Consider the following 18,663-nt stretch of genomic DNA (forward strand, 5'->3'; position numbering starts at 1 on the left):
TGGCCGAGCGAAGCAAGGAACCAATGGACGCAGCACCGTCGGTCGTGACCAGTCCGGAGGAATTGCCATTCGATCCGCGGGACGCCGAGTTCCTGGCCGATCCTTATCCGCGGTTCGCCCGGCTGCGGGAGCGCGGGGCGGTGCATGCCCATCCTGGTCTGGGCATGGCGGTGGCGGTTTCGCATGCGGCGGTCGCGCAGGTGCTGCGGGATCGGGCTCTCGGGCGGATCTGGACCGATGCCGAACCGGCCGCGGAGTTCCCGAATTTCAATCTGCTGCACCGTAATTCGCTGCTGGAGACGGAACCACCCCGGCACACCAGGCTGCGCGGTCTGGTGGCGTCGGCATTCGCCCGCGGGCATGTGGCGCGGCTGCGGCCCGCGGTGTACCGGCTGGCCGAGGCGCTGGTGGGGGAGTTGGCCGCGGCGATCCGCGCGCACGGCGCGGCCGACCTGCTGGAGACGGTGGCGGGGCCGCTGCCCGTCGCGGTGATCGCGGAGTTGCTCGGCGTGCCCGAATCCGATCGCGGGCTGTTGCGGCCGTGGTCGAACACGATCGTGAAGATGTACGAGCCCGACCCGCCCGCCGCGCGCCGCGCGCAAGCGGAAAGCGCCGCAACGGAATTCGTCGACTATCTGCGCGGCCTGGTGGCGGCCCGCCGGACGCGGCCCGGCCCGGATCTGTTGAGCGAGCTGGTGGCGGTCACCGATGCGGGCGGCGGGCGGCTCACCGACGACGAGCTGGTCGCCACCGCCGTCCTGCTGCTGATGGCCGGGCACGAGGCCACCGTCAACGCGATCGGCAACGGCGTCAACGCATTGCTGTGCCATCGGGACCAGTGGCAGCGGCTGATCGACCGGCCGGACCTCGTCGACACCGCCACCGAGGAACTCATCCGCTACGACTCGCCGCTGCAGATATTCGTCCGCACCGCGACCGCCGACACCGTCATCGCGGGCCATCGTCTCGCGGCGGGCGACCGGATCGCGGCCCTGCTCGGCGCGGCGGCCCGCGACCCGCTCGTCTTCGCCGACCCGGACCGCCTCGACATCACCCGAAACCCCAACCCGCACCTCGGTTTCGGCGCGGGCATCCACTACTGCCTCGGCTCGGCGCTGGCCCGCGTCGAGGTCACCGCCGCGCTCGCCGAGCTGACCCGGCAGCTGCCGGGGCTGCGGCTCGCCGAAGAACCGGTCCGCCGCCCGGAATTCGCGATTCGCGGATTCCGGACCCTGCTCGTCACGGCGTGACCAACCCACCCGGCTAGCCTTCGGATGTCCACCGAAACGAGAGCGAGGGGCATGGCCGAGCAGATACCTACCGGCGGCTCGTTCCCGCTGCGCCGTCGCGGCGCGGCGATGTGGCTGCTGCTGTTGCCCGGGCTGCTGTACTGTCTGGCGCCGTTGGTGGCCAACCGAATCGAACCGCGGGTGTTCGGGATCCCGTTCCTGATCGCCTATCTCATCGCGGTGACCGCGCTCACCGGGCCGATCGTCGCGGTGGCCGCCAGGTTCGATCCGGCATATCGCAGCGGCGCACCGGAATACGTGCCCGCCGACGCCGACCCCGAGGAGCGCGGATGACCGACCGCGCCGTGGCCGTCACGCTGTTCACCGCCGCCATGGTCGCGACCGTCGCGGTAGGCGTGTTGTCCGGTCGTGGCCGGGTCAGGTCGATGTCGGAGTGGTCGGTCTCGGGACGCGGGCTCGGCACGATATTCGTGCTGCTGCTGATGGCGGGGGAGACCTACACCAGCTTCTCGTTCCTCGGCGCGGCCGGTTGGTCCTACCGGTACGGGGTGCCGATCTTCTATCTGATCGCCTATCTGAGCACCGGACTCGCGGTCGCCTATTGCGTCGGCCCGCTGATCTGGACCTATTGCGCCAGGCATCAATTGGTGTCGATCGCCGATATCGCCGAGCACCGCTACCGCTCCCGGCCGCTGGGCATTCTGGTCGCCCTGATCAGCACCGTCTTCTTGATTCCCTACGTGCAGTTGCAGATCCAGGGCATGGGTGTCGTCGTGCACGCGATGTCGTACGGCGCAGTGGATCTTCGGGTGGCCGCGATCGTATCCTTCGTGGTCGCAGAGGTTTTCATCCTGTCCTCGGGGCTGCGCGGCTCGGCGTGGGTGAGCGTGCTGAAGGACGGGCTCGCGGTGCTCAGCGTGGTATTCCTGGCGATCTACCTGCCGCTGCACTACTTCGACGGAGTCGGCGCGCTGCTGGATCGCATGGTTGCCGAAAAGCCGCACTGGCTGACCTTTCCCGGTGCGGGCGGCGGCACGTTCGGCGCGGGCTGGTTCATTTCGACGATCCTGCTGAACGTCGTGACGATCGGCATCTTCCCGACGACGGTCGCCGGATACCTCTCGGCATCCGGTCCCAATGCGCTGCGGCGCAATTCGATCATGCTGCCCTGGTATCAGCTGCTGCTGCTTGTTCCGGTGGTGATCGGGTTCGCGGCGCTGTTCGTGGTGCCGGGGCTGAAGAATCCGGATCTCGCGCTGTTCGAGCTGGTCACCGACTCGCTGCCGCCCGCGGCGGTGGCGGTGATCGGGATCGCTGGCGCGCTGTCGGCCATCGTGCCGATGAGCGTATTTCTGGTCTCGATCGGAACACTGTGGGGCAGAACGGTTCTGGGTGGCGGTCTGCACGGCGGCGAACAGGATCGGCGGCAGCGTGGACTGTCCCAGCTCGTCTGCCTGGTGGTCGGCGCGGTGGCGCTGGGCGGTGCGCTGTTCTCGCCGAGCGTCCTGGTCAACCTGTCGGTGCTGTCGTACGAGGGTATGGCGCAACTGGTTCCGGCCCTGCTGCTCGGGCTGTATTGGCGCAGGCTCACCACGCTCGGTGTGACGGCGGGCCTGGTGGCAGGCAGCGCCACTGTGCTCGGCCTGCACGCGGCGGGACGTGATCCGCTGTTCGGGGTCAACGGCGGGTTGCTCGCGCTCGCATTGAATCTTGTTGTCGCCGCGAGTGTTTCGCAGATCTCCCGGCGTCCCGACTACCGGGAGGCGCTCTCGAAGCGGTAATCGCCGAGATCGAAATGCCCACTGCGCCAGGCCGCTTCGACGGTGGTGGTGGGGCGCAACGGCACATCGCCGTGCTTGTCGAAGTAGTAGCTGTTGGCCAGCGCGCAGCTGTCCTGCCAGAACACCTGACCGCCGCGGCGGGACAGCATCTCCCGGAAGAAGCGGTCGTTGGCCTCCTGCGTCACCTCCACCAGGGTGGCGCCGCTGGTGCGGGCGTGGCGCAGGCAGCGCAGGATATGCCGGGTCTGGTTCTCGATCAGGGTGAAATACGAGGCGCCGTTGTAACCGTATGGCCCGATGATGGAGAAGAAATTCGGGAAGCCGGGCACGCTCACCCCCTCGTAGGCCTGCAATCTGTGCTCGTCCCACCACTTTTCGAGATCGAGGCCGCCGACGCCGCGCAGATCGTAGGTCGGCATATTGCCCGATTCCATCACCTTGAATCCGGTGGCCAGGATGAGCACGTCGGCCGCGTGCTCGGTACCCGTCGCGGTCCGCACGCCGCCCGCGGTGATCCGTTCGATCGGATCGGTCTCCAACACCACGTTCGGCCGGTTGAAGGTGGGCAGGTAGTCGTTCGAGAAGCCCGGCCGCTTACACCCCAAAGCGTAACGGGGCGTGAGCTTTTCCCGGATCGCCGGATCATGGACCTGGCGGCGCAGATGCGCGAGTCCGGACCGCTCGCCGAGCGCGGCGGCCGGCACGGTGTCGTAGTAGTGCGCGGAGATCGGGAAGGTCAGCTCGACGTAGGCCTGGCTGAGCAACCGGGTGAGCGTGCGCCCGCCGGGCAGGCGCAGCAGCCGCCGCACCGCGGGCGGCAGCGGGCCGTCCGGGCGCGGCAGACACCAGATCGGCGTGCGCTGGAAGACGGTGAGCCGCTGTACCTTCGGCGCGATCTCCGGGATGATCTGCACCGCCGAGGCGCCGGTGCCGATGATCGCGACCCGCTTGTCCCGCAGATCCTCGGCGTGATCCCAGCGCGAGGTGTGCATGGTTGTTCCGCCGAATTCCGAAACGCCCGGAATATCGGGCAGTTTGGGCCGGGTGAGCACGCCGGTCGCGCTGATGACGAAGCGGGCCGTCAGCTCGCCGCGGTCGGTGCGCAGCCGCCACCGGTGCAGATCCTCGTCGAACTCCGCGCCGAGCACCGTGGTGGACAGGCGGATTCGCGGTCGCAGCCGGTACTTGTCGACGCAGGATTCGGCGTACGCCTTCAGCTCGTGCCCCTGCGCGTACACCCGCGACCAGTTCGACCGCTGCTCGAACGAGTACTGATAGCTGAACGACGGAATATCCACCGCGATACCGGGATAGGTGTTCCAGTGCCAGGTGCCGCCGACGCCGTCGGCATCGTCGACGATGATGAAATCGTCGAATCCGGCCGCCAGCAGTTTGATCGCGGCGCCGATACCGGAGAATCCGGCCCCCACCACGATGATCTCGTGATCGGTCGTCGATGCGTTCATCGGTCCCTCCCAGTGCCTGGCCGGGTCGGTCGCCGGGGAAGGACGGCCGACCCGTTCCGTATAACTACCCATCGGCGCGCAACGCTATGCCGCCGAAACGATCCGGTAAGTCCGCTGCGCGGTCCGCCGGAAGACCTGTTCGAGTTCGGCCGGGCCGCCGCCGTGGCCGGTGATCGCCGCCGCGATGGTCCGCATGCTGTTGCCGATGCTGGTGATCGGCTTGTCCACCGGGAAATTCGAACCCCACAGCAGCCGCTCGGCGCCGAAGACGTCCAGCGCGTGCTCGACCAGCGGAGCGATCCGGTCGAGCAGCGCGCTCACCGGTGTCGGCATGCCGCGCGGCGGCACCGGATGGCCGAGGATAGGCATCATCAGCCCGCTCACCTTCGCCACCACATTGCGCTGCGCGGCCAGCGCCGCCAGATCGTCGCGCCAGCGGACGAACAATTCGCGTCGCAGCCCGGGATTGGTCCCGGTGCGCTTGCCGACCGGACCGAAAATGCCCGCGGGCGTGCCGAGATGGTCGAGCACGATCGAGACCTCCGGATAGCGTTCGGCCAGCGCCGTCACCTCCGGCAGCGCATGCGAGTACACCCAGGCCTCGAAGGACAGCTCATATTCGGCCAATATGCCGAATCCGGAAAGGAATTCCCTTGTGGTGAGCGCGCTTTCGCGTTTGGTGAAGGACCGGACGCCGGGGTCGGGATGGTGCGCGACCATGGTGCGGATACCGCAGACCAGTGGCGAGGCGGCCCGGTGCGCGTCGAGCAGTTCGGCGAATCGCGGCGCCGCCGGATCCGCGCCCGCGACGATCGCACCCAGCTCCGGCCCGTCCCGATCGAAGGGCAGCCGGGCCACCCAGCCGGTTTCGTCGGCCTTGGCCAGCGGGTCGGCGCCCGCCCATTCCACCTCGATATGCGTCACGGTATCCACCGGAACGTCGGCCGCGTCGGCGCGATAGTCCGGCGGCAGATACGGATGCAGAAAAGGCGTTGGGTCGCCCGCGAATTCACGGTCCCGCCGCGGTGCCAGCAGGGTTGCGAACTCCACGGGAATCGGCAGCAACCGGAACAATTTGGCCAGCGTACTGAAATCCCGTGGGGTGGTGAACGGATCCCACTGGTGGATATGCGCGTCGATGATTCGGATATCCGGGAAATTCATGCCATGCCATCCCGCTCGCAACACTGCGTCGATGGCCCGATTGTCACACGATGTGTCGCGCCGCCGGAAGGCTCTCACACATTTCGGCGGTATTGGCCCCCAACCGTGAAGAAAGTGTCGGTGATCTGTTGTAAGGTACAGACCCGCGCCGCGTCCATCAGCACCTCGAAAATATTCTCGTCGGTGCGCGCGACCGCCTCCAGCCGGGCCAGCGCCGCGTGCGCGGCGTCACGGTGCCGCTGCTGGAATTCGCGAACGCGGCGCAGCTGGGACTGTTTCTCCTGCTCGGTGCCGCGCGCCAGCTCGAGCTCCCGGTGCGGTTCACCGTGCGGGTTGCGGAAGGTGTTGACGCCGATAATCGGCAGCGAGCCGTCGTGTTTGCGCTGCTCGTAACGCATCGACTCATCCTGGATGCGGCCGCGCTGATATCCGGTCTCCATGGCGCCGAGCACGCCGCCGCGCTCGCTGATCCGCTCGAATTCGGCGAGCACCGCCTCCTCCACCAGATCGGTGAGCTCATCGACGAGAAAGCTGCCCTGCAGCGGATTTTCGTTCATCGCGACACCCCATTCGCGATTGATGATCAGCTGGATGGCCAGCGCCCGGCGCACCGATTCCTCGGTGGGGGTGGTCACCGCCTCGTCATATGCGTTGGTGTGCAGGCTGTTGCAGTTGTCGTAGATGGCGATGAGCGCCTGCAGCGTGGTGCGAATGTCGTTGAAGCTCATCTCCTGTGCGTGCAGCGACCGGCCGGAGGTCTGGATGTGGTACTTGAGCTTCTGGGAACGGTCGTTGGCGCCGTAGCGATCTCGCATGGTCACCGCCCAGATGCGCCGGGCCACCCGGCCGATCACCGAATACTCCGGATCCATCCCGTTGGAGAAGAAGAACGACAGATTCGGCGCGAAATCGTCGATGTGCATACCGCGCGCGAGATATGCCTCCACATAGGTGAATCCGTTGGCCAGCGTGAACGCGAGCTGGCTGATCGGATTCGCACCGGCCTCGGCGATGTGGTACCCGGAGATCGATACCGAGTAGAAGTTGCGAACGCTGTTGCGCACGAACCATTCCTGGATATCGGCCATCATGCGCAGGCTGAATTCGGTGGAGAAGATGCAAGTGTTCTGCCCCTGATCCTCCTTGAGGATGTCGGCTTGCACGGTGCCGCGCACGGTGGCCAGCGTGCGCGCCCGGATCTCGGCGGCCTCGTCCGCATTCGGCTCCCGACCCTCGGCGGCCGTAAAGCGTTCCAGCGCTTGATCTATCGCGGTGTTGAGGAAGTAGGCGAGGATGGTCGGCGCCGGACCGTTGATGGTCATCGAGACCGAGGTGGTCGGCGCGGTCAGGTCGAAGCCGTCGTAGAGCGCCTTCATATCGTCCAGTGAGGCGATCGAGACGCCCGAGGTGCCCACCTTGCCGTAGATGTCGGGGCGCTCGGCCGGATCGTGGCCGTACAGCGTCACCGAATCGAACGCCGTCGAAAGCCGTTTCGCGTCGGAGTGCTCGCTCAGCACTTTGAAGCGGCGATTGGTGCGGAACGGGTCGCCCTCGCCGGCGAACATCCGGGCCGGATCCTCGTTGTCCCGCTTGAACGGGAAGACGCCCGCGGTGTACGGGAACCGGCCGGGCAGGTTCTCCGCGCGCAGGAAGCGCAGCAGCTCACCGTGATCGGTGAACCGGGGGAGCGCGACGCGCGGAATAGTGTTGCCGGACAGGGTTTCCCGGCGCATCGGTGTGCGAATCTCGCGGTCCCGCACCCGGACCACCTGCTCCTCGCCCCGATACGATTCGGCGAGCGCGGGCCATTCGGCCAGCAGCGCGGCATTGTCCGCTGCGAGCTCGGTGCGGGCTTGAGCCGCGAGCTCGGCGACGGCCGCGTCGTCGGGAAGTTCGGCCGCCACCTGCTCCAACCGCTGAACCCGTTGCGCGACAACGACCTGCGCGGCCGTCTCGGCGTGGTAGGCGCGCACGGTATCGGCGATCTCGGCCAGGTAGCGCACCCGCGCGGGGGGAATGATCTGCGCGAACCGGGTGGACACCTTGGTGTTCACCCGGGGCAGCACACCCGGCTGTAGCTGTAGTCCCTTGTCTGCGAGCACATCCATCAGGTGCTGATACAGCGCGGTGACCCCGTCGTCGTTGAAAGTCGCCGCGCTGGTGCCGAATACCGGCATATCCTCCGGTGCGGCGCCGAACTGCTCGCGATTGCGGATCAGCTGGCGTGCGACATCGCGCAGCGCGTCGGCCGCGCCGCGGCGCTCGAACTTGTTGATCGCCACCACATCCGCGTAATCCAGCATGTCGATCTTCTCCAGCTGGGATGCCGCGCCGAATTCCGGCGTCATCACGTACATCGCCAGGTCGACATGGTCGGTGACGGCGGCGTCGCCCTGCCCGATACCGGGCGTCTCCAGGATGATCAGGTCGTAACCCGCTGCCTTACAAGCGGTTACGATGCCGTCGATACCGTTCGGCAGCTCGCGGCCGCCGCGGGTGGCCAGGGAGCGGAAGTAGATGTGCTCGCCGTCCAGCGCGTTCATCCGGATCCGGTCGCCGAGCAGTGCGCCGCCGCCGCGCCTGCGGGTCGGGTCGACGGCGAGGATGGCGACCCGCAGCTTGTCCTGCTGGTCCGAGCGCAGCCTGCGCACCAATTCGTCGGTGAGCGAGGACTTTCCGGAGCCGCCGGTGCCGGTGATGCCGAGCACCGGAACGGTGCGGGCCGCGGCGGCCCGCTCGAGTGCCGCACGGGTCTGCTCGGGCAGCGCGTCCTGCTGCAGGCAGGTGATCGCGCGGGCGAGAGCCGCCCGCTCACCGGACAGAATGGCTTCCGCCGTAGGCGGTTTCGCCGAAAGGTCGATATCGCAGGCGCGGATCAGCTGATTGATCATGCCGGGCAGGCCCAGCCGCTGACCGTCCTCGGGGGAGAAGACGGTCACCCCGGATTCGGCGAGCCGCGCGATCTCCTCGGCGACGATCACCCCGCCGCCCCCGCCGAAGATCCGGACATGTTCGGCCCCCGCCTTTTTCAGCGCTTCGGCCAGGTATTCGAAATATTCGACGTGTCCGCCCTGATACGAGCTGATCGCGACGCCCTGGGCATCCTCGGTGAGCACGGCGTCGACCACCTCGCGCACCGAGCGGTTGTGGCCGAGGTGGATCACCTCCGCACCCTGCGCCTGCAGGATGCGGCGCATGATGTTGATGGCCGCGTCATGACCGTCGAACAGTGCGGCCGAGGTGACGAAGCGGACGGGATTTTCGGGCGTGTGCAGCGCGGTATCGGCCACGGGTTCCTCCGGCGAGTCCTCTTTGGCGCCCGATACTAGGACGTCAAAGTAATTCTACGGTGACAGCTGTCACATCGCCAGGCGACACGGGTTTCACTCAGCCTGACGACAACTCGCGACATTCCGCGGGACTCGAGTTGCGATAAGTGTGCTTTCTCGAAAAACCCCTTATCCGTCCGCTGTCTCGAATCAGAAGGTCGATCACCATGGGGCGAATCTCCTTTCGGCTGGTGGCCGCGTGCGCCGCGCTCGGCATCGCCGGTCTGTCCGCACCGCTCGCACATGCCGAACCCACCCCGCTCAACGGCCTGTTCGCGCTCGCGCCAGGCGTTTGCGGAAACGGCGTGGTGACCGGAAGTTTCTTCCGGATGATTCTGCCGACCGGCGACGCGAACGGGCCCTACCTGCAGAACAGCGACTCCCGCTGCGGCGACCAGACGGTGACACCGCTGGCGGCGGGCACCGACGGCGGCCTGGTCAGCGGCGAATATCAGCCGCAACCCGCGGCCGCCTTCGACGCCGCGGGCAATGCGCAATCCGGTCGGGTGACGACGCCGGTCCGGTTCTACGGTGTCGACTTCGCCACCGCGACCAACCCCACCGACCCGCAGACCGGCGCGGCGACCGGGCTGCCGCAGCTGTTCAGCGACGGCGGGCAGCTGTCCGGCGACCTGAGCAGCCTCGGCGTCACCTGGAACAACCAGGTGTTCAACCAGGGCTCCCCGAAACCCGGCGGCGGACTGCCAGGCAAGACCAGCAGGCTCGGCGGAACCATCGATGGCGCGGGGAATTTCGTCATCGAGTGGACGAGCCAGATCGTCGGCGGCCCGTTCAACAACTTCACCGGGCTGTGGCATCTGGCCGGGCAGTATCGGGGCGCGCAGGCCGCGCCCGCGGCACAGCCCATCGCGAATCCGCCTGCGGCTCCGGCTGGTCCGGCCGCGCCCGGGGCGCCTGCTGGTCCGGCGGCTGCTGGTCCGGCCGCGCCCGCGGCTGATGTGCCCGGTCCGGCTCCGGCGCAGGCCGTGCCGCTGCTGGCCCAAGCGGTGAACCAGCCCAAACAGGCCGATCCGGTGTTGGCGACCAAGACGATCTCGGTGCCGCGCGAAGACGGCCCGCCGGTGTGGTTGGTGCCGGTGCTGCTCATCGTCGCGGTGGTGGCGGCGGGCGTCTTCTTCAACGCCGACCGGCTCGTCGGCCGGAATCGCGAATGACGGCCCCGCCGTCGGCATCCGGGCTTCCCGCATACGCCGACTATGTGTCGAGCGTCGAGCGCGCACCCGCGCGGGCAGGTACGCGCTGGCCCTTTCTCGTGCTCATCGTGCTGGGCGCGCTGCTGGTGGTGACGCCGATCGTGACCGCGATGTTCCCCCGCGCGGTCAGGGGCGAGGCCATGATCGATGCGTTCCGGCCGTATGTGACGCAGCCGAGCGTCGACGGTTATCGTGCCGACCTGCGGGTGCTGGCCGACGCGCGCACGAATGTCCTTGCGCTGCAAGCGCGCGATCAGGTGCCAGGGCACTACGAGCGAATCGATACCTTCGTCCGGGAGTATCCGGCGATCGATTCCGATATGTCCGCGATGATCGATACGATTGACGCCAATCGGGCGAACTATGAAAAACTTTCGGCGACAGCACCTTTCGGCTCACTGCCCTGGCTGCTCGCGCTGCCGGGTCTGGTCATCGCCGGTGCGGGAATCCTGGGTTTGCGGCGTGCGGGTGCCGGTCGGCGGACCACGGTATGGCGGGCGGTGGCCGTATTCGGTGCGCTCATCCTGATCGCGGTGCCGTTCGCCGGTCGGCTCTTCCCGGCCGCACCCGCCGCGCAACCGCTGATCGATGGGTTCCGGTCGATCCTCACCCAGTCGGAGGTGCGCAAGGTCCAGGGCTACTTCGTCACCCTGGTCGCGGCCGACGGCGAGCTGAACAGCAGGTTCACCGCCGCTGTCCGCACCGCCCACCCCGATGCCGAGCTAGCGGGCATCACCGCACTCGAATCCGACTGGCAGCCGATGACTTCCCGCTTCGCGGCGCTGATCGGTGCGATGAACGACAACGTCGACAATTTCGATGCCATTGTCGCGCTGAATGATTCGACAAAATCGCTGGGGTTCAAGGCCTTTCGCGGCATCGGTTGGTTCTACCTGATTCCGGGCGCGCTCGTCCTTGTGCTCGCGACCGCGGGAATCAGGCCGCGCCGGATCGTACGCGGAGGTGAATCACAGTGAGCGGCAGAGCCGGTGGTGTTCGGCGGGCGATATGCGGTGTTCTTCTTATGGTGGGTTTGTTGGTGACCGGGTGCTCGAAAGATACATCCGCGCCCTCCGGGCCGGAACAGTTGATCGGACTGCTGCGGTTCACGCCGGGTGCCGTATCCGGAGATACGGTGAGCGGCACCTGGTTCCGGATGGTGCAGCCGGGTGGCACACCGGAGCACGGTCCGTACATGCCCAACGGTGACTCGCCCGCGCAGGGCGGCGCGACGACGTTGCTCGAACCGGGCACCGCGGGCGGCCTGCGCGTCGGCGGGTATCAGAGCGAACCCAAACCCGGCTTCGTCCAGGGTAATTCGCTTTCGGCCTCGATAACCAAACCCACCAAGTTCTTCGCCGTCGAGTTCGGGATCTCCACCAATCCGACCGATCCGCAGACTCAGCGGCGGGTGCCGCCACCGACCGTGGTGAACGACAACGGCAAGCTCACCGCCGACCTCTCGTCCTGGGCGGCGTCCTGGAACGACCAGGAATTCAATCAGGGCGCGCCCAAACCGCCGGAGAAACAGGCCGCCCAGGTGGCGGGCGCCGAACAGGTGCAGAAGGTCTGGGACTGGGTCGCGCAGCAGTGGTTCGACAAGCCGAAATCCGATGCCGCCCAAGGACCCTCCGCCACCGGCAGCTACGACCCCGGATCCCGGCGCTTCACCCTGCAGTGGACCAGCCTGATCGTCGGCGGACCGTTCAACGGATTCACCGGCGTCTGGCATCTGGAGGGCATCTTCGAACCCGCCGCGCCTGCCCCGAAACAGTCTGTGCCACCGACGAATTAAGGAGTACGGTCCGATGACTTCCAGCACCACCCGGCGCCCGGCGCTGGCCGCGGCCATCCGTGCGGTGGCCGCGCTCACCGTCGTCGGCAGTGCCGTAGCGGTCACCGCGCTGACCGTCCGCCATGGCGATCAGGTCGCCACCGTGGTGGTCACGCAGGAGCGGGCCGCCGATGTGTCCGCGAACGCCGCTCCGGCCCAACAGGTTCCGGCCGCACCGCCCAGTCAACCGAAACCCGTTCCCGCTGCGCCCGCCCCTGCGGCCCCGCACGGCGCACCCGCCGCGGTGGCGATCGCACCCGGTTCCGGTGTCCCGAGTAGCGCTGTGCCGCTGGGGACCTCGCCCGGTGCGCCGAGCAACGCGGTGCCGCTGGGCACATCACCGGGCGCACCGAATAACGCTGTCCCGCTGAATACCTCACCTGGCGCATCCGGGCCGAACACTTCGGTGCCGCTGGCCACGGGGCCATTCGCCGCCACCCCCGCCAACACCCAGCCGCCGTGCCCGCTCGGCTGGCCCGCCCCGAAACAGCAGGGTGGGCTGGCCTCGCTCATCGGCCTGGCCCCGCTGGCAGGTCCATTCTCCTCGGAAGCATTCGCACTGGGCTCGGTGTACCAACCGATTCTGCAATTGGCAGGCCCGGTGCTCGCGGAGATCGCACCCGTCATCGCGCGGTACCAGCCGGTGCTGGACCCGATCATCGCCAAGGTGCAGGGCGTGGAAGCCGTTGTCCTGCAAGCCATTCTGCCGTACTACGGCCCGTACCGCGACCAGCTCATCGCCGCCGAGGGCGATCTCGCCAAGGTGCTGGCCCCGGTGCTGAACCGTGCGTACAACAGCGAAATCGCCTCATGCTTCGTCGCCTGGCAGGGTCAGCTCATCGAACAGGCCAAGGGCGGCCGGATCACCGTCGCATCCCTCGCGCACCCGGGAACGGTCGTCGAACTCGGACCAGAGGAGTAGTCCGGCCTGGACCGATTGGTGCGCGGTGCTTCGGCTCGGCAGGCCAGGTTCGGAGGTGTCGGTGCGCCGAGCGATTGGTTGCGTCGCTACGACGACTGGATCGCCGAGGTAGGCGCGGGATGCGTTAGTCTGGGCGATTCCGGTTCCCACCCCGGATGACGCTGTTCCCACGCGGGTTCGTCGTAGCGGCTTAACCACTCATCTGAACCTGCCGATCACTCGCAACATGGCAGTCGTGGGATGGATCACAATCCCTATTTACTAGGACATCCAACTATAGGATCTCCGTAGATACCCAGGAAAGGACTGGCATGGTTCGCGAACTCACCCACTTCATCGGTGGACAGCATGTACCGGGGACCTCCGGCGACTTCGGGGATGTCTTCGACCCCAATATCGGCCAGGTGCAGGCCAGGGTGCCGCTGGCGAGTGCGGACGAGGTGGCGGCGGCGGTCGCGAATGCCGAAGCGGCGCAGCAGGTGTGGGCCGCGTTCAATCCGCAGAAGCGGGCCAGGGTGCTGATGAAGTTCCTGACGCTGGTGCAGGATGAGATGGATTCCCTTGCGGCGCTGCTGTCTTCGGAGCACGGCAAGACCATCGCGGACGCCAAGGGCGATATCCAGCGTGGGCTGGAGGTGGTGGAGTTCGCCGCCGGTATCCCGCATCTGCTCAAGGGCGAGTACACCGAGAGCGCGGGCACCGGCATCGACGTGTACTCGATGCGTCAGCCGCTCGGCGTCGTCGCGGGCATCACCCCGTTCAACTTCCCGGCGATGATCCCGCTGTGGAAGGCGGGTCCGGCGCTGGCATGCGGAAACGCGTTCGTGCTCAAGCCTTCCGAGCGCGATCCCTCGGTGCCGCTGCGGCTGGCCGAGCTGTTTCTCGAGGCCGGGCTGCCCGCGGGCGTCTTCAACGTGGTCAACGGCGATAAGACGGCCGTCGACGCGCTGCTGCACGATTCGCGGGTCAAGGCCGTCGGCTTCGTCGGCTCGACGCCGATCGCCCAGTACATCTACGAGACCGCGACCGCGAACGGCAAGCGCGCCCAGTGTTTCGGCGGCGCGAAGAACCACGCCATCGTCATGCCGGACGCCGACCTCGACGATGTCGCCGACCAATTGATCGGCGCCGGTTACGGTTCCGCCGGCGAGCGGTGCATGGCCATTTCGGTGGCGGTCCCGGTCGGCGAGGAGACCGCGGATCGCCTGGTGGCCAAGCTGACCGAACGCGTGCACAAGCTGAACATCGGCCGCTCCGACGATCCGGGCGCCGATTTCGGCCCGCTGGTGGGCCGGGACGGCGTCGACCGGGTGAACTCCTACGTCCAGCTCGGCGTTGATGAGGGCGCCGAGCTGGTGGTGGACGGCCGCGGCCTGACCGTCGACGGCGGCGAGAACGGATACTTCGTCGGCGCAACGCTTTTCGACAGGGTCACCCCCGATATGCGGATCTACCGGGACGAGATCTTCGGCCCCGTGCTCAGCGTGGTCCGCGCCGCGACCTACGAGGAGGGGCTGCGCCTGGCCAACGAGCACGAATACGGCAACGGCGTGGCGATTTTCACCCGCGACGGCGATACCGCCCGCGATTTCGCGGCCAGGGTGCAGGTCGGCATGGTCGGCATCAACGTGCCGATCCCGGTGCCGATCGCCTACCACACCTTCGGCGGCTGGAAGCGTTCCGGCTTCGGCGATCTGAACCAGCACGGTCCGGATTCGATCCGCTTCTACACGAAAACCAAGACGGTGACGCAACGTTGGCCCTCCGGTCGCAAGGAGAGCAATGCCTTCGTCATCCCGACGATGGACTGAGCAATGTTCGCCCTCGACGACGACGAACGCGCCATCCGCGATACCGCGCGCGGTTTCGCGGACGAGTTCCTCGCCCCGAACGCGCTGGAATGGGATGAGCGCAAACACTTTCCGGTAGACGTGCTGCGCAAGGCCGGTCCGCTCGGCCTCGGCGGCATCTATGTGCGCGAAGATGTCGGCGGCTCAGGCCTGCGCAGGCTGGACGCGGTCCGCATCTTCGAGCAGCTGGCCACCGGCTGCCCGGCCATCGCCGCCTATATCTCGATACACAATATGGCGACGTGGATGATCGATCGGTACGGCGACGACAGACAGCGCAACCGCTGGCTGCCTCGGCTCACCGCGATGGACGCGCTAGGCAGCTACGCGCTCACCGAACCCGGCGTCGGCTCCGACGCCGCGGCCCTGAGCACCAGGGCCGTTCGCGACGGTGACGACTACATCTTCAACGGCGCAAAGCAATTCATCTCGGGTGCGGGCAGCACCGATGTCTACGTGGTGATGGCGCGCACCGGCGAGCCCGGTTCGCGCGGCATCTCGGCGTTCATCGTCCCGGCCGATACGCCCGGAATCTCATACGGCGCCAACGAGAAGAAGATGGGCTGGAACGCACAGCCGACCCGCCAGGTGATCTTCGAGGACGCGCGCGTGCCCGCCGCCAACCTGCTCGGCAATCCGGGCGACGGCTTCCGCATCGCGATGAACGGCCTCAACGGCGGGCGGCTGAATATCGCCGCCTGCTCGGTCGGCGGCGCACAGGCGGCGCTCGACCGGACGGTGCCGTATCTGGCCGGGCGCAACGCCTTCGGCAAACCGCTGTTGAAGAATCAGGCGCTGCAATTCGAATTGGCGGATATGCGAACCGAATTGGAGGCGGCCAGGACGCTGCTGTGGCGGGCGGCGGCGGCGCTGGACGCCGACGCGCCCGACAAGGTCGAGCTGTGCGCGATGGCTAAGCGTTTCGCGACCGACGCGGGTTTCGAGGTCGCGAACAAGGCGCTGCAATTGCACGGCGGCTACGGCTATCTGGCCGAATACGGCCTGGAGAAGATCGTCCGGGATCTGCGGGTGCATCAGATTCTCGAGGGCACCAACGAAATCATGCGGGTGGTAGTCGCCCGCTCGGTGGTAGGAGCGGCGTAGTGAACGAACCGGAAGTCCTGATCGAACGGCGCGATGGGCTCGGGCTCATCACCCTGAATCGCCCGAAGGCCATCAATGCGCTGAATCATTCGATGGCGCTTGCGATCACGCACGCGCTGCGGGAGTGGGCCGACGACGAAGCGATCCGCACGGTCGCGGTCGTCGGGGCGGGGGAGCGCGGCCTGTGCGCGGGCGGCGATATCGTCGCCATCCACACCGACGCGAAATCCGGTGTCGCCGGCCCGGATTCGCCGACCGGCCGCTTCTGGCGCGACGAGTACATCCTCAACGCGCTCATCGGCCGCTATCCCAAACCGTATGTCGCGGTGATGGACGGCATCGTGATGGGCGGCGGCGTCGGACTCTCCGGCCACGGCAGCCACCGCATCGTCACCGAACGATCGAAGGTCGGCATGCCGGAGGTCGGCATCGGCTTCGTCCCGGATGTCGGTGGCACCTATCTGCTTTCGCGCGCGCCGGGCGAGCTCGGCACGCACATCGCGCTCACCACCGCGCGGATGGGCGCGGGCGACGCCATCGCCGCCGGTTTCGCCGACTATTTCGTCGCATCGGAACACATTCCGGCCCTGCTGGATACGCTGCGCACCGAGACGGCCGAGATCGCCATCGCCAAATTCGCCTCGGCGGCACCGGAATCCGAGCTGGTCGCGCAACAGCAGTGGATCGACGCCTGCTACGCGGCCGATTCGGTGGCGGAGATCGTCGCGCGACTGCGGGCCGACGGTGCGCCGGAGGCGGCGAAGGCGGCAACCGATATTCTCGGGAAATCGCCGGTGGCGCTGAAGGTTACGCTGCGCTCCCTGCGAGCCGCCCGTGGCCTGACCGATCTGGAGTCGGTCCTGAACGAGGAATACCGGGTATCCATCGCCGCGCTCGCCTCGCACGATCTGGTCGAGGGTATCCGCGCCCAGGTGGTGGACAAGGATCGCAACCCGCGGTGGTCCCCGGCCAGCCTGGTCGAGGTGACCGACGCCGAGGTGGACACGTACTTCGCCGCGTTGGGCGACAAAGAACTGGGTTTGGTTGCTCCGGAAGGTATTCGGTTATGAAGATCGGCTTTCTAGGCCTCGGACATATGGGCGCGCCGATGGCGGCCAACCTGATCAAGGCGGGCCACGACGTGCTCGCATTCGACCCGGTACCCGCCGCGCAGGAGCAGGCGCGCAAAGACGGTGCGACCGTTGTGGATTCGGCCGCCGCGGCGGCGCGCGATCGCGATCTCGTGATCACCATGCTGCCCAACGGAAAACTCGTGCTCGACGTCTACGCCGAACTACTCCCGGCGGCCGCACCGGACACGCTGTTCGTCGACTGCTCCACCATCGATGTCGCCGACGCCAAGGCCGCCGCGGTGCTGGCCATCGGCGCGGGCCATCGCGCCCTCGACGCACCGGTCTCCGGCGGCGTCGCGGGTGCGGCGGCGGGCACGCTGACCTTCATGGTCGGCGGCGGCGCCGCGGATTTCGCCGCGGCGCTGCCGGTGCTGGAGGTGATGGGCGCCAAGGTGGTGCACTGCGGCGGTTCCGGCGTCGGCCAGGCCGCCAAGATCTGCAACAACATGCTGCTCGGCATTTCCATGATCGGCTTGTCCGAGGCCCTGGTGCTCGGCGAGAAGCTGGGCCTGAGCCATCAGTCCTTCTTCGATGTCGTCTCCACCGCATCGGGCCAGAGCTGGGCGCTCACCAGCTACTGTCCGGTCCCCGGCCCGGTCCCGGCCAGTCCGGCCAACAACGACTACCGCCCGGGTTTCGCCACCGCGCTGATGAACAAGGATCTCGGACTGGCGGCAAACGCGTTGCGCGACAACGGTATCGACGGCCAACTCGGCCTGCTCGCGGCGGAGATCTACAACCGGTTCAACCAGACCGATGCCGACCGGGACTTCTCCGCTATCGTCACCGATATCCGTGACCGTTCCGATCAAGAGGGTGCCTAGTGACCGAGTTCGAGACGATTCTGCTGGAGCGCAAAGGCCGGGTCGGCTGGATCACGCTGAACCGCCCGAAGGCGCTCAACGCCCTGAACGCCCAGGTCCTCGACGACGTAATCGCCGCGCTGGACGAGCTGGAGCACGACGACGAGATCGGCGCCGTGGTGATCACCGGCTCGGAGCGGGCCTTCGCCGCGGGCGCCGATATCAAGGAGATGCAGCCCAAGTCGTACATGGACATGTTCATGAACGATTTCTTCGCCCGCTGGGACCGGCTGGCCCAGTTCCGCAAGCCGACCATCGCCGCTGTCGCGGGCTACGCGCTCGGCGGCGGCTGCGAGCTGGCCATGATCTGTGACATCCTGATCGCCGCCGATACCGCGAAATTCGGTCAGCCGGAGATCAAGCTCGGCGTGATTCCGGGCATCGGCGGCTCACAGCGGTTGACCCGCGCCATCGGTAAGGCCAAGGCGATGGACCTGGTGCTGACCGGCCGCAATATGGACGCCGATGAGGCCGAGCGCGCCGGGCTGGTCTCCCGGATCGTGCCCGCCGACAAATTGCTCGACACCGCGCTGGAGGTGGCCGAGACCATCGCGTCGATGTCCTTGCCGGTCACCATGATTGCCAAGGAGTCGGTGAACCGGGCCTTCGAAACCACACTGGCGGAAGGACTTCGGTTCGAGCGGCGGGTGTTCCATTCGCTGTTCGCCATCGAGGACCAGAAGGAAGGCATGTCCGCCTTCGTCGAGAAGCGTCCGGCGAAGTTCACCAACCGCTGAGCGAATTCTGTTCCGG

15 protein-coding genes are annotated in these 18,663 nt (G+C 67.3%); 12 read left to right on the forward strand and 3 right to left on the reverse strand.

From position 1 onward, the window contains the following. The first annotated feature begins 23 nt into the window (after nucleotides 1–23). Genes LGY53_RS33800 through LGY53_RS33810 form a run of 3 tightly spaced genes read left to right on the forward strand, consistent with a single transcriptional unit; the run spans nucleotide 24 to nucleotide 3,031 of the window. Nucleotides 24–1,250 (forward strand): cytochrome P450, encoded by a 1,227-nt coding sequence (locus tag LGY53_RS33800; protein ID WP_225730756.1) that lies wholly within the window; start codon nucleotides 24–26, stop codon nucleotides 1,248–1,250. A gap of 51 nt (nucleotides 1,251–1,301) precedes the next feature. After that, nucleotides 1,302–1,583 carry a DUF3311 domain-containing protein gene (locus LGY53_RS33805; protein WP_225730757.1) on the forward strand — a complete coding sequence of 94 codons (282 nt, stop codon included), beginning with the start codon at nucleotides 1,302–1,304 and terminating at the stop codon, nucleotides 1,581–1,583. Next, entirely contained in the window at nucleotides 1,580–3,031 is a 1,452-nt protein-coding gene (locus LGY53_RS33810; RefSeq protein ID WP_225730758.1) for a sodium:solute symporter, read from the forward strand. Before LGY53_RS33805 ends, LGY53_RS33810 begins: the two co-directional genes overlap by 4 nt. Here the strand turns inward: LGY53_RS33810 and LGY53_RS33815 are convergent. The 3 genes from LGY53_RS33815 to icmF form a co-directional block, all read right to left on the reverse strand. Continuing rightward, the gene (locus LGY53_RS33815) at nucleotides 3,004–4,497 is read right to left on the reverse strand and encodes an NAD(P)/FAD-dependent oxidoreductase (RefSeq protein WP_225730759.1); all 1,494 of its coding nucleotides are present in this window, start codon (nucleotides 4,495–4,497) and stop codon (nucleotides 3,004–3,006) included. The genes LGY53_RS33810 and LGY53_RS33815 overlap by 28 nt on opposite strands. 84 nt (nucleotides 4,498–4,581) lie before the next feature. Next, nucleotides 4,582–5,661 carry an amidohydrolase gene (locus LGY53_RS33820; protein ID WP_225730760.1) on the reverse strand — a complete coding sequence of 360 codons (1,080 nt, stop codon included), beginning with the start codon at nucleotides 5,659–5,661 and terminating at the stop codon, nucleotides 4,582–4,584. 74 nt (nucleotides 5,662–5,735) lie between these two features. Beyond that, nucleotides 5,736–8,951: a fused isobutyryl-CoA mutase/GTPase IcmF gene (gene icmF / locus LGY53_RS33825; protein WP_225730761.1), complete on the reverse strand. Its 3,216-nt coding sequence runs from the start codon at nucleotides 8,949–8,951 to the stop codon at nucleotides 5,736–5,738. Between the two features lie 206 nt (nucleotides 8,952–9,157). Here icmF and LGY53_RS33830 point away from each other — a divergent pair, with 206 nt between their 5' ends. The 9 genes from LGY53_RS33830 to LGY53_RS33870 all read left to right on the forward strand — a co-directional run bounded on the left by LGY53_RS33830 (nucleotide 9,158) and on the right by LGY53_RS33870 (nucleotide 18,647). After that, on the forward strand, nucleotides 9,158–10,165 hold the full coding sequence (locus tag LGY53_RS33830; protein ID WP_225730762.1) for a hypothetical protein: 1,008 nt from the start codon (nucleotides 9,158–9,160) through the stop codon (nucleotides 10,163–10,165). Continuing rightward, entirely contained in the window at nucleotides 10,162–11,181 is a 1,020-nt protein-coding gene (locus LGY53_RS33835) for a hypothetical protein (protein ID WP_225730763.1), read from the forward strand. The genes LGY53_RS33830 and LGY53_RS33835 overlap by 4 nt, the downstream gene beginning before the upstream one ends. A gap of 47 nt (nucleotides 11,182–11,228) precedes the next feature. Next, a complete protein-coding gene (locus LGY53_RS33840) occupies nucleotides 11,229–11,999 on the forward strand; it encodes a hypothetical protein (RefSeq protein ID WP_255664711.1) in 771 nt (256 codons plus the stop codon). 13 nt (nucleotides 12,000–12,012) lie between these two features. Beyond that, nucleotides 12,013–12,960 (forward strand): hypothetical protein, encoded by a 948-nt coding sequence (locus LGY53_RS33845; protein WP_225730765.1) that lies wholly within the window; start codon nucleotides 12,013–12,015, stop codon nucleotides 12,958–12,960. Between the two features lie 311 nt (nucleotides 12,961–13,271). Continuing rightward, complete coding sequence (locus LGY53_RS33850) at nucleotides 13,272–14,771, forward strand: CoA-acylating methylmalonate-semialdehyde dehydrogenase (RefSeq protein WP_225730766.1); 1,500 nt, start codon at nucleotides 13,272–13,274, stop codon at nucleotides 14,769–14,771. A gap of 3 nt (nucleotides 14,772–14,774) precedes the next feature. Further along, nucleotides 14,775–15,914, forward strand: coding sequence for an acyl-CoA dehydrogenase family protein (locus LGY53_RS33855; protein WP_225730767.1), 1,140 nt, complete (start codon nucleotides 14,775–14,777; stop codon nucleotides 15,912–15,914). After that, a complete protein-coding gene (locus LGY53_RS33860) occupies nucleotides 15,914–16,984 on the forward strand; it encodes an enoyl-CoA hydratase/isomerase family protein (RefSeq protein WP_225730768.1) in 1,071 nt (356 codons plus the stop codon). Before LGY53_RS33855 ends, LGY53_RS33860 begins: the two co-directional genes overlap by 1 nt. Then, nucleotides 16,981–17,871, forward strand: coding sequence for a 3-hydroxyisobutyrate dehydrogenase (gene mmsB, locus LGY53_RS33865; protein ID WP_225730769.1), 891 nt, complete (start codon nucleotides 16,981–16,983; stop codon nucleotides 17,869–17,871). Before LGY53_RS33860 ends, mmsB begins: the two co-directional genes overlap by 4 nt. Continuing rightward, nucleotides 17,871–18,647, forward strand: a complete 777-nt coding sequence (locus LGY53_RS33870; protein WP_225730770.1) for an enoyl-CoA hydratase — start codon at nucleotides 17,871–17,873, stop codon at nucleotides 18,645–18,647. The genes mmsB and LGY53_RS33870 overlap by 1 nt, the downstream gene beginning before the upstream one ends. Nucleotides 18,648–18,663 lie beyond the last annotated feature (16 nt).

This window comes from Nocardia sp. JCM 34519.1 (assembly GCF_020361265.1).
Classification (GTDB): Bacteria; Actinomycetota; Actinomycetes; order Mycobacteriales; family Mycobacteriaceae; genus Nocardia; species Nocardia arthritidis_A.